This is a genomic window from Pseudomonas sp. W17, assembly GCF_040268305.1.
Taxonomy (GTDB): domain Bacteria; phylum Pseudomonadota; class Gammaproteobacteria; order Pseudomonadales; family Pseudomonadaceae; genus Aquipseudomonas; species Aquipseudomonas protegens.
Window position 1 is genome coordinate 519,265 of record NZ_CP158490.1, and the last position, 11,462, is coordinate 530,726.

Annotated in this window: 8 protein-coding genes; 4 read left to right on the forward strand and 4 right to left on the reverse strand. The window is 63.4% G+C overall.

Annotated elements, in window-relative coordinates:
- Positions 1-239: 239 nt before the first annotated feature.
- The 3 genes from gltB (at position 240) to hemE (ending at position 7,418) form a co-directional block, all read left to right on the forward strand.
- Positions 240-4,688: a glutamate synthase large subunit gene (gene gltB, locus ABCR88_RS02345; RefSeq protein ID WP_011058827.1), complete on the forward strand. Its 4,449-nt coding sequence runs from the start codon at positions 240-242 to the stop codon at positions 4,686-4,688.
- Between the two features lie 33 nt (positions 4,689-4,721).
- Positions 4,722-6,140 (forward strand): FAD-dependent oxidoreductase, encoded by a 1,419-nt coding sequence (locus ABCR88_RS02350; RefSeq protein ID WP_011058828.1) that lies wholly within the window; start codon positions 4,722-4,724, stop codon positions 6,138-6,140.
- Between the two features lie 210 nt (positions 6,141-6,350).
- Complete coding sequence (gene hemE, locus ABCR88_RS02355; RefSeq protein WP_041115348.1) at positions 6,351-7,418, forward strand: uroporphyrinogen decarboxylase; 1,068 nt, start codon at positions 6,351-6,353, stop codon at positions 7,416-7,418.
- Between the two features lie 136 nt (positions 7,419-7,554).
- Here hemE and ABCR88_RS02360 read toward each other — a convergent pair whose 3' ends face one another.
- Positions 7,555-8,766, reverse strand: a complete 1,212-nt coding sequence (locus tag ABCR88_RS02360; protein ID WP_228102294.1) for an MFS transporter — start codon at positions 8,764-8,766, stop codon at positions 7,555-7,557.
- A gap of 176 nt (positions 8,767-8,942) precedes the next feature.
- On the opposite strand from ABCR88_RS02360, the gene ABCR88_RS02365 reads away from it, so the two are divergent.
- On the forward strand, positions 8,943-9,842 hold the full coding sequence (locus ABCR88_RS02365; protein ID WP_325985460.1) for a LysR substrate-binding domain-containing protein: 900 nt from the start codon (positions 8,943-8,945) through the stop codon (positions 9,840-9,842).
- Here the strand turns inward: ABCR88_RS02365 and ABCR88_RS02370 are convergent.
- The 3 genes from ABCR88_RS02370 to ABCR88_RS02380 form a co-directional block, all read right to left on the reverse strand.
- Positions 9,810-10,301 carry a hypothetical protein gene (locus ABCR88_RS02370; RefSeq protein ID WP_041115352.1) on the reverse strand — a complete coding sequence of 164 codons (492 nt, stop codon included), beginning with the start codon at positions 10,299-10,301 and terminating at the stop codon, positions 9,810-9,812. The two genes, ABCR88_RS02365 and ABCR88_RS02370, sit on opposite strands and share 33 nt — an antisense overlap.
- Before the next feature lie 192 nt (positions 10,302-10,493).
- Entirely contained in the window at positions 10,494-10,940 is a 447-nt protein-coding gene (locus ABCR88_RS02375; protein WP_041115354.1) for a hypothetical protein, read from the reverse strand.
- A 62-nt stretch (positions 10,941-11,002) separates the two neighbouring features.
- The gene (locus ABCR88_RS02380) at positions 11,003-11,452 is read right to left on the reverse strand and encodes a hypothetical protein (RefSeq protein ID WP_011058834.1); all 450 of its coding nucleotides are present in this window, start codon (positions 11,450-11,452) and stop codon (positions 11,003-11,005) included.
- Between the last annotated feature and the right edge of the window lie 10 nt (positions 11,453-11,462).

The window sequence follows — 11,462 nt, forward strand, 5'->3', positions numbered from 1 at the left end:
TGAGTCGCGGCAGTCAAAAGCAAAACTTTTTGACTAGCACAGCATATCGCTTTAAAACGTTCATAAATGCGACATGAATTTACGACAGATCGTCGCTAAATTTGTGGGGCTTTGTGTCGGTGTGTACAATGACCTCCCTTTTGCCCCCGCAAAGCTGGCGTACGTTCGGCGCGGAATGCAAGTGGTTGAATTGAAAAGAAATTTGCCTCTAAAAGAGGCAGCCTGGTGAGAAAGTGTCTATGAAAGCAGGTCTGTACCAACCAGATGAATTTAAGGATAACTGTGGTTTCGGCCTGATAGCCCACATGCAGGGCGAACCCAGTCATACCCTGTTGAAAACGGCCATTGAGGCCCTTACCTGCATGACCCACCGCGGTGGGATCAACGCGGACGGCAAGACCGGCGACGGTTGCGGTCTGCTGATGCAAAAGCCCGACCTGTTCCTGCGCGCAGTCGCCACGGAGCACTTCGGCATCGAGCTGCCCAAGCAATATGCGGTGGGCATGGTGTTCTTCAACCAGGACCCGGTGAAAGCCGAAGCCGCTCGCGAAAACATGAACCGCGAGATCCTCGCCGCCGGCCTGCAACTGGTGGGCTGGCGCAAAGTACCGATCGATACCAGTGTGCTCGGGCGTCTGGCCCTGGAGCGCCTGCCACAGATCGAACAAGTGTTCATCGGCGGCCAGGGTCTGAGCGACCAGGATTTCGCCATCAAGCTGTTCAGTTCCCGTCGCCGCTCCTCGGTGGCCAACGCCGCCGACACCGACCACTACATCTGCAGCTTTTCCCACAAGACCATCATCTATAAGGGCCTGATGATGCCGGCGGACCTCGCCGCCTTCTATCCGGACCTGGGTGACGAGCGCCTGCAAACCGCGATCTGCGTGTTTCACCAGCGCTTCTCCACCAACACCCTGCCGAAATGGCCGCTGGCCCAGCCATTCCGCTTCCTCGCCCACAACGGCGAGATCAACACCATCACCGGCAACCGCAACTGGGCCGTGGCCCGGCGCACCAAGTTCGCCAACGACCTGATCCCGGACCTGGAAGAGCTCGGCCCGCTGGTCAACCGTGTGGGTTCCGACTCCTCGAGCATGGACAACATGCTGGAGTTGATGGTCACCGGCGGCATCGACCTGTTCCGCGGCGTGCGCATGATCATTCCGCCAGCGTGGCAGAACGTCGAGACCATGGACGCCGACCTGCGCGCGTTCTACGAATACAACTCGATGCACATGGAGCCGTGGGACGGCCCGGCCGGCGTGGTCATGACCGACGGCCGCTACGCCGTCTGCCTGCTGGACCGCAACGGCCTGCGCCCGGCGCGCTGGGTCACCACCCAGAACGGCTTCATCACCCTGGCTTCGGAAATCGGCGTGTGGAACTACCAGCCCGAGGACGTGATCGCCAAGGGCCGGGTCGGCCCGGGCCAGATCTTTGCCGTGGACACCGAGACCGGGCAGATCCTCGACACCGACGCCATCGACAACCGTCTGAAGTCCCGTCATCCGTACAAGCAATGGCTGCGCAAGAATGCCCTGCGCATCCAGGCCACCATGGAAGACAACGACCACGGTTCGGCCTTCTACGACGTCGACCAGCTCAAGCAGTACATGAAGATGTACCAGGTCACCTTCGAAGAGCGTGACCAGGTGCTGCGCCCGCTGGGCGAGCAGGGCTACGAAGCGGTGGGTTCGATGGGCGACGACACGCCGATGGCGGTGCTGTCCCAGCGCGTGCGTACCCCCTACGACTATTTCCGCCAGCAGTTCGCCCAGGTCACCAACCCGCCGATCGACCCGCTGCGCGAAGCCATCGTCATGTCCCTGGAGATCTGCCTCGGTGCCGAGCGCAACATCTTCCAGGAGTCGCCCGAGCACGCTTCGCGAGTGATCCTCAGCTCGCCAGTGATCTCCCCGGCCAAGTGGCGTTCGCTGATGAACCTCGACCGCCCGGGTTTCGAGCGCCAGGTCATCGACCTCAACTACGACGAGAGCGTCGGTCTGGAAGCCGCGATCCGCAACGTCGCCGACCAGGCTGAAGAAGCCGCTCGCGCCGGCCGCACCCAGATCGTCCTCAGCGACCGTCATATTGCGCCGGGCAAGTTGCCGATCCACGCCTCCCTGGCCACCGGCGCGGTGCACCACCGCCTGACTGAAAAGGGCCTGCGCTGCGACTCCAACATACTCGTGGAAACTGCCACCGCCCGCGATCCGCACCACTTCGCGGTGCTGATCGGGTTCGGCGCCTCGGCGGTCTATCCGTTCCTGGCCTACGAAGTGCTGGGCGACCTGATCCGTACCGGTGAAGTGCTGGGCGACCTCTACGAGGTGTTCAAGAACTACCGCAAGGGCATCACCAAGGGCCTGCTGAAGATCCTGTCGAAGATGGGCATCTCCACCATCGCCTCTTACCGTGGCGCGCAGCTGTTCGAAGCCATCGGCCTGTCCGAGGAGGTCTGCAACCTGAGCTTCCGTGGCGTGCCGAGCCGGATCAAGGGCGCACGTTTCGTCGACATCGAAGCCGAACAGAAAGCCCTGGCGACCGAAGCCTGGAGCCCGCGCAAGCCGATCCAGCAAGGCGGCCTGCTGAAGTTCGTCCACGGTGGCGAATACCACGCCTACAACCCGGACGTGGTCAACACCCTGCAAGCCGCCGTGCAGCAGGGCGACTACGCCAAGTTCAAGGAATACACCGCGCTGGTGGACAACCGCCCGGTGTCGATGATCCGCGACCTGTTCCAGGTGAAGACCCTGGACACGCCGATGGACATCAGCGAAGTCGAGCCCCTGGAATCGATCCTCAAGCGCTTCGACTCCGCCGGTATCTCCCTGGGCGCCCTGTCGCCGGAGGCTCACGAAGCCCTGGCCGAAGCCATGAACCGCCTCGGCGCGCGTTCCAACTCCGGTGAAGGCGGCGAAGACCCGGCGCGCTACGGCACCATCAAGAGCTCGAAGATCAAGCAAGTGGCCACTGGCCGTTTCGGCGTGACCCCGGAGTACCTGGTCAACGCCGAAGTGCTGCAGATCAAGGTGGCCCAGGGCGCCAAGCCCGGCGAGGGCGGCCAGCTGCCTGGTGGCAAGGTCAACGGCCTGATCGCCAAGCTGCGCTACGCAGTCCCCGGCGTGACCTTGATTTCGCCTCCGCCGCACCACGACATCTATTCGATCGAAGACTTGTCGCAGCTGATCTTCGACCTCAAGCAGGTCAACCCTCAGGCGTTGGTGTCGGTGAAGCTGGTGGCCGAAGCCGGCGTCGGCACCATCGCCGCCGGCGTGGCCAAGGCCTATGCCGACCTGATCACCATCTCCGGCTACGACGGCGGTACCGGCGCTTCGCCGCTGACCTCGATCAAGTACGCCGGTGCGCCGTGGGAACTGGGCCTGGCGGAAACCCACCAGACCCTGCGCGGCAACGACCTGCGCGGCAAGGTCCGGGTGCAGACCGACGGCGGCCTGAAAACCGGCCTCGACGTGATCAAGGCAGCCATCCTCGGCGCCGAGAGCTTCGGCTTCGGCACCGCGCCGATGATCGCCCTGGGCTGCAAGTACCTGCGCATCTGCCACCTGAACAACTGCGCCACCGGTGTGGCGACCCAGAACGAGAAACTGCGCAAGGATCACTACATCGGCACCGTCGACATGGTGGTGAACTTCTTCACCTACGTCGCCGAGGAAACCCGTGAGTGGCTGGCCAAGCTTGGCGTGCGTTCCCTGGAGCAACTGATCGGCCGGACCGACCTGCTGGAGGTGCTGGAAGGCCAGACCGCCAAGCAGCATCACCTGGACCTGACCCCGTTGCTGGGCAGTGACCACATTCCGGCGGACAAGCCGCAGTTCTGCCAGGTGGACCGCAACCCGCCGTTCGACAAGGGCCTGCTGGCCGAGAAAATGGTCGAGATGGCCCGCTCGGCGATCAATGACAAGAGCGGCGCCGATTTCGCCCTGGATATCTGCAACTGCGACCGCTCCATCGGCGCACGGATCTCCGGCGAGATCGCCAGGCTCCACGGCAACCAGGGCATGGCCCAGGCGCCTATCACGTTCCGCTTCAAGGGCACTGCGGGGCAGAGCTTCGGCGTGTGGAACGCCGGCGGCCTGAACCTCTACCTGGAAGGCGACGCCAACGACTACGTGGGCAAGGGCATGACCGGCGGCAAGCTGGTGATCGTTCCGCCCAAGGGCAGCGTCTACAAGACCCAGGACAGCGCCATTATCGGCAACACCTGCCTGTACGGCGCCACCGGCGGCAAGCTGTTCGCCGCTGGCACCGCGGGTGAGCGTTTCGCCGTGCGCAACTCCGGTGCCCACACCGTGGTGGAAGGCACTGGCGATCACTGCTGCGAGTACATGACCGGTGGTTTCGTCTGCGTCCTGGGCAAGACCGGTTACAACTTCGGCTCAGGCATGACCGGCGGTTTCGCCTATGTGCTGGACCAGGACAACACCTTCGTTGACCGGGTCAACCACGAACTGGTGGAAATCCAACGGATCAGCGGCGAAGCGATGGAAGCCTATCGCAGCCACCTGCAGCGCGTGCTGAACGAGTACGTCGAGGAAACCGACAGCGAATGGGGCCGTAACCTCGCCGAGAACCTCGACGACTACCTGCGCCGTTTCTGGCTGGTCAAGCCCAAGGCTGCCAGCTTGAAGTCGTTGCTTTCCAGCACCCGTGCCAACCCGCAGTGATATGCGCCTGAAGAGTGTGATGAGGTTTTGATAATGGCTGAACGTCTGAATAACGACTTCCAGTTCATCGATGTCGGGCGCAAGGATCCGAAGAAGAAACTGTTGCGTCAACGCAAGAAAGAGTTCGTGGAAATCTACGAACCCTTCAAACCCCAGCAGTCGGCCGACCAGGCCCACCGCTGCCTGGGTTGCGGTAACCCATACTGTGAATGGAAGTGCCCGGTGCACAACTTCATTCCCAACTGGCTCAAGCTGGTGGCCGAGGGCAACATCCTCGCCGCCGCCGAGCTGTCGCACCAGACCAACACCCTGCCGGAAGTCTGTGGCCGGGTGTGCCCGCAGGATCGCCTGTGCGAGGGTGCCTGCACCCTCAACGACGGGTTTGGCGCGGTGACCATCGGTTCGGTGGAGAAGTACATCACCGACACCGCTTTCGCCATGGGCTGGCGCCCTGACATGTCCAAGGTCAAGCCCACCGGCAAACGCGTGGCGATCATTGGCGCGGGCCCGGCAGGCCTGGGCTGTGCCGATGTGCTGGTGCGTGGCGGCGTGACCCCGGTGGTGTTCGACAAGAACCCGGAAATCGGCGGTCTGCTGACCTTCGGTATCCCCGAGTTCAAGCTGGAAAAGACCGTGCTGAGCAATCGTCGCGAAGTCTTCAGCGGCATGGGCATCGAGTTCCGCCTCAACACCGAGGTGGGCAAGGACGTGACCATGGAGCAACTGCTCGCCGAATACGATGCGGTGTTCATGGGCATGGGCACCTACACCTACATGAAGGGCGGCTTTGCCGGTGAGGACCTGCCGGGCGTCTATGACGCGCTGGATTTCCTGATCGCCAACGTCAACCGCAACCTGGGCTTTGAAAAGTCGCCGGAAGACTTCGTCGACATGAAAGGCAAGAAGGTGGTGGTGCTGGGTGGTGGCGACACCGCGATGGACTGCAACCGCACCTCGATCCGCCAGGGCGCCAAGTCGGTGACCTGCGCCTATCGTCGTGACGAAGCCAACATGCCCGGCTCGCGCAAAGAGGTGAAGAACGCCAAGGAAGAAGGCGTGAAATTCCTCTACAACCGCCAGCCGATCGCCATTGTCGGTGAAGATCGCGTCGAAGGCGTGAAGGTGGTCGAGACCCGTCTCGGCGAGCCGGACGCCCGTGGCCGCCGCAGCCCCGAGCCGATCCCGGGTTCTGAAGAGATCATCCCGGCCGACGCCGTGGTCATCGCCTTCGGTTTCCGTCCAAGCCCGGCGCCATGGTTCGAGCAGTTCAGCATCCAGACCGACAGCCAGGGCCGTGTCGTGGCCCCGGAACAGGGCCAGTTCAAGCACCAGACCAGCAACCCGAAGATCTTTGCCGGTGGTGATATGGTGCGCGGTTCTGATCTTGTGGTGACGGCGATCTTCGAAGGGCGTAACGCCGCCGAAGGCATCCTCGACTACCTGGGCGTCTGACCCACCTTGCAGGAGCCGGCTGGCCGGCGAACAACGATAACGCGGTGCTGTTGAAGCACCGCGTCGATCGCTTCGCCAGCAAGCTGGCTCCTACGGGATCTGTGCCCGTCCCGTGACAAATTGCCCCCATAGACATAAAGAAACGGCTCTTGCCGTGCCTTTTGTGTCGCGCTCTGAGAAAATGCCCCCACTTTTTTTCCGGATGCCGACATGACTGCCCTGAAGAACGACCGTTTCCTTCGTGCCCTGCTCAAGCAACCCGTAGACGTCACCCCGGTGTGGATGATGCGTCAGGCTGGGCGCTACTTGCCTGAATACCGCGCCAGCCGTGCCAACGCCGGTGACTTCATGAGCCTGTGCATGAACCCGGCGTTCGCTTGCGAAGTCACGCTGCAGCCTCTGGACCGCTATCCACAGCTGGATGCGGCGATCCTCTTCTCCGACATCCTGACCATCCCCGATGCCATGGGCCAAGGCCTGTACTTTGAGACCGGTGAAGGCCCGCGCTTCAAGAAAGTGGTCAGCACCCTGGCCGACATCGAAGCTCTGCCGATCCCCGATCCGCACAAGGACCTGGGCTATGTAATGGATGCGGTCAGCACCATTCGTCGCGAACTCAACGGCCGTGTGCCGTTGATCGGTTTCTCCGGCAGCCCCTGGACCCTGGCCACCTACATGGTCGAAGGCGGCTCCTCCAAGGACTTCCGCAAGTCGAAGGCCATGCTCTACGACAACCCGCAAGCCATGCACCTGCTGCTGGACAAGCTGGCCCAGTCGGTCACCGCGTACCTGAACGGGCAGATCCGTGCCGGCGCGCAGGCGGTGCAGATCTTCGACAGCTGGGGCGGCAGCCTCTCGGCGGCGGCCTACCAGGAGTTCTCCCTGGCCTACATGCGCAAGATCGTCAGTGGCCTGATCCGCGAACACGACGGGCGCAAGGTTCCGGTGATCCTCTTCACCAAGGGCGGCGGCCTGTGGCTGGAAAGCATTGCCGATGCCGGCGCGGACAGCCTGGGCCTGGACTGGACCTGTGACATCGGCGAAGCCCGCCGCCGGGTCGGCAGCAAGGTATCGCTGCAAGGCAACATGGACCCTACCGTGCTCTACGCCAACCCGCAGGCGATCCGCAGCGAAGTTGCGCGCATCCTCGCCAGCTACGGCAAGGGCAGCGGCCACGTGTTCAACCTGGGCCACGGCATCACTCCGGAAGTGAAACCGGAGCACGCCGGAGCCTTCCTTGAAGCGGTGCACGAGTTGTCGGCGCAATACCACGAATAAGCGCCCCCATAAAAAAACGCCCGGCACCTGCCGGGCGTTTTCATTGGCGGACACTTTTGTAGGAGCCAGCTTGCTGGCGAAAGGGCCCTCAAGACCTGCGCCTGCCTGGCGGAGCACTTCGCCGGCAAGCCTGCTCCTACAAAGGGGGGAGTTTGGCGAGTTTCATGGCGATCAACAGGGCTCCGATCAGCAAGGCGCCGATAAACAGGCCGATGCCGTTCCAACCCGCCAGGTGCCAGAACACCCCGCCGGCGGTGCCGGCAATGCTCGAGCCGGCGTAGTAGCTGAACAGGTACAGCGACGACGCCTGGCCCTTGGCCTTGGTGGCGCGACGGCCGATCCAGCTGCTGGCCACCGAGTGGGCACCGAAGAAGCCGAAGGTGAACAGCAGCATGCCGATCAGCACCAGGGACAGCGGGGTCAGCAGAGTCAGGGCAATCCCTGCCAGCATCAGCACGATGGTGCCCCATAGCACCCGGCGCCGGCCCAGCTGGTCGGCCAGGGCGCCGATCTTCGCCGAGCTATAGATGCCCGAGAGGTACACCACCGACAGCATCCCGACCCAGGCCTGGCTCAGTTGATAGGGCCCGGCCAGCAGGCGGTAGCCGATGTAGTTGAACAGGGTGACGAAAGCCCCCATCAGCAGGAAACCTTCGAGGAACAGCCAGGGCAGGCCGGCATCGCGAAAGTGCATGGCAAAGCCGTCCAGCAGGCTGCGCGGGTGCAGCGAACGGGGGCGGAAATTGCGTGATTCGGGAAGGATGCGCCAGAACACCGCGGCAGCGATCAGTGCCAGGCCGCCGATCACCAGCATCGCCGTGTGCCAGCTGACGAAGTCGATCAGCACCCCGGTGATCAGTCGCCCGCTCATGCCGCCGATGGCGTTGCCACCAATGTACAGGCCCATGGCCAGGCCGATGTGCTGGGGGTGGATCTCCTCGCTCAGGTAGGTCATGGCCACTGCTGCCAGCCCGCTCAGGGACAGGCCCACCAGCGCGCGCATCAGCAGCACCCCGTGCCAGCTCGGCATCAGCGCACTGGCGATGGTGCACAAGGCGGCGGCCAGCAAGGCGGCAACCATCACCGGCTTGCGACCGATGCGGTCGGAAACCGGCCCGGTGATCAACAACCCGATGGCCAGCATGCCAGTGGCGACCGAGAGAATCAGGCTGCTCTGGGCGGCATTGATGGAGAAGTCCCGGGACAGCAGCGGCATCATCGGTTGTACGCAATACAGCAGGGCGAAGGTGGCAAAACCGCCGGAGAACAGCGCCAGCACGGTGCGCATGAACATCGGCGTGCCTTTTTCGATATAGGCCTCGTTGAGCTGGGCGACCACCTCGTCCAGGGGCGTGGCAGGGGGTTCGTGGGCGGAGGGGGCAACAGCGGCAACAGCGGATTTCACGGGGGACCTCGGGGGAACGCAGCCGGTCAGGCAATGGAAAAAGCATATAGCTGGCTAATGATTCTTTCCAATATATTGTTCGACCTGTTTGATAGGTTTTAAGACTTAATGAGGCCCTCATGGAACTGCGTCACCTGCGCTACTTCATCGCTGTCGCCGAAGAACTGCATTTTGGTCGTGCAGCCCAGGTGCTGGGCATCTCCCAACCGCCCCTGAGCCAGCAGATCCAGGCGCTGGAGCAGGAGGTGGGCGCGCGCCTGTTCGAACGCACCAATCGTCGGGTCGAGCTCAGCGAGGCCGGGCGCCTGTTCCTGGAAGAGGCGCGGCTGGTACTGGCCCAGGTGGACAAGGCCGCGGACGTGGCGCGGCGTGCGCAGTTGGGCGAGCTGGGGGAACTGAAGATCGGCTTCACCTCGTCGGCGCCCTTCAATTCGACCATTCCCCAGGCGATCTTCGCCTTTCGCCAGCGCTTTCCCGCGGTACACCTCAAGCTCAAGGAAATGAGCAGCACCCAGGTGGCCGAGGCCCTGGTGGACCAGGCGATCCAGGTCGGCATCATGCGGCCCTTGCCCCTGCCGGATTCGCTGTCGGTGGTGGAGTTGCTGCGCGAGCCGCTGGTGGCGGTGCTCAGTTCCAAGCACCCGCTGGCCAGTGGCAGTGAAGAGGGGCTGCACCTGGCGGAGCTGGCCTGTGAGCCCTTTGTGTTTTTCCCCCGCAGCTATGGCAGCGGCCTGTATGCGCAGTTGCTGAGCCTGTCCCGGGATGCCGGCTTTACCCCGCATTTCGCTCAGGAGGCGGCGGAAGCCATGACCATCATCGGCCTGGTGGCGGCGGGGTTGGGGGTGTCGGTGCTGCCGGCCTCCTACCAGCGCATGCGCATCGACGGCGTGGTCTATCGCCGCCTGCTGGACCCGGCGGCGATGTCGGCGGTGTGGCTGGTGCAGCGCAAGGATCAGGCTTCGCCCATGGCCAAGGCCTTTGTCGAGCTACTGACGCGCAAGACCGGGGCTACGCCCTGAGGGGCTGTTGGGCCGCACCGGGGCCTGCAGGTTCACCAGGTCGCCGCGCAGGGCCACTCCGGCCATCAGTACCCCGGCATGGCATTCGTAGGTGTTGAGGTCCTTGCGCACGTGGTGCTTGTAGTAGCTGACGATATTGATCACCGCGTTGGCGCCGACCCGCTTGGCCGCGGCTTGCAGGGTGATCAGGGCCGACTGCAGGGCCCATTCGCAGGCGGCGATATCGCTCTTGTTGAAAGCGTTGGTCTTCTTGTTGGTGGTGACTTCGGTGAGCCGCACCTGGAGCACCGGCGCAAGCGGGTTGCCGGCCAGATGGAAGCTCACGCTGCCATCCAGGCGCCCGGCGCGCTCGGCGTCGGCCACGACTTTCTCGAAGGGCATGTACATCAGGTTGGTGGCCTGGCTGGCGGGGCTCAGGGCCGTTAGCAGGGCCAGGGCAATCAGTGCTTTCACTTGCATGGTCGGCTCCTTGACGGACGTGAAAGGGGCGCCACTGTCACGCCGGCCGATGCCCGATCGCGCCACTTGGCTCCCGCAGGCGGCGGTGACCCGGCCTGCTGTTGCGAGTGTAGACGGCGATTGGCGCGCTTCCGGAAAAATCCCGGAAACGAAAAGGGCGCCCCAGGCGCCCTTTTCGTTGTCAGCCGCAGCTCACTGGACCTTGGACAGGTCTGCGCGCAGCGCTACGCCAGCCATGATGGCGCCGGCATGGCACTCATAGGTGGTGGCGTCCTTGCGCTCGTGGCTCTTGTAGAAGCTGGCAATGTCGGTCACGGCGTTGGCGCCGACTTTCTTCGCCGCTTCATGCAGGGTGATCAGTGCCGACTGCAAGGCCCACTCGCAGGCCACCTGGTCGGCCTTGCCGAAGGCATTGGTCTTCTTGTTGGTCACGGCGCCGGGGCTCAGCACGCTGACCTTGCCGGCCGGCTTGTTGCCCGCCAGGTAGAACTTCACGCTGCCGTCGATCTTGCCGGTGCTGATGGCCTCGGCCACGACCTTGTCGAAGGGCAGGTACAAGGTGGTATCGCGGGCCTGGCTGACGCCGGGCAGGGTGCACAGCAGCAGGGTGGCGGTGGCCGCCAGTGTCTTCAAACGCATCGCATTCTCCATGACATCTAAGGGGGTGAAGCAGCCCTGTGACCAGGGTCACAGGGAAGGGCTCATTGTGCGGCCGGGAAGCTCTTGGCCGCGGCATCCGAAAGCTGTTGCGCGGCCCGCTCGTTCTGGTTGTCCCGCAGTTCGCGCAGGATTCCCTTGTCCAGCAGGCGCACCCAGCGGATGTAGTTCTTGTGGATCTTGCCGTCCTTGTAGTCCATGTCGCGGCTGTCGCGGTAGACGATCTTGTAGTAGCTGGCGGAGTACTGGATATCGATCTCCGCGTGGAACTGTTGACGCACGGTGATCTCGGCCTGGATCAGCTCCGGGCTGATGCGCTGCACGGTCCACTTGCGGGCTACGAGGTTCTTCAGGATCGCCTGCTTGACCTGCTCCTGGTCGGCCTGGATGGTGGCCGGGAGCACCCGGTTGGGGGTGTACATGCGCTTGCTGGTACAGGCGGTGACGCTCAGCAGGGCAAGGACGATGAGGGTGGCGCGAAACAGGGAAGACATTCCATTTCTC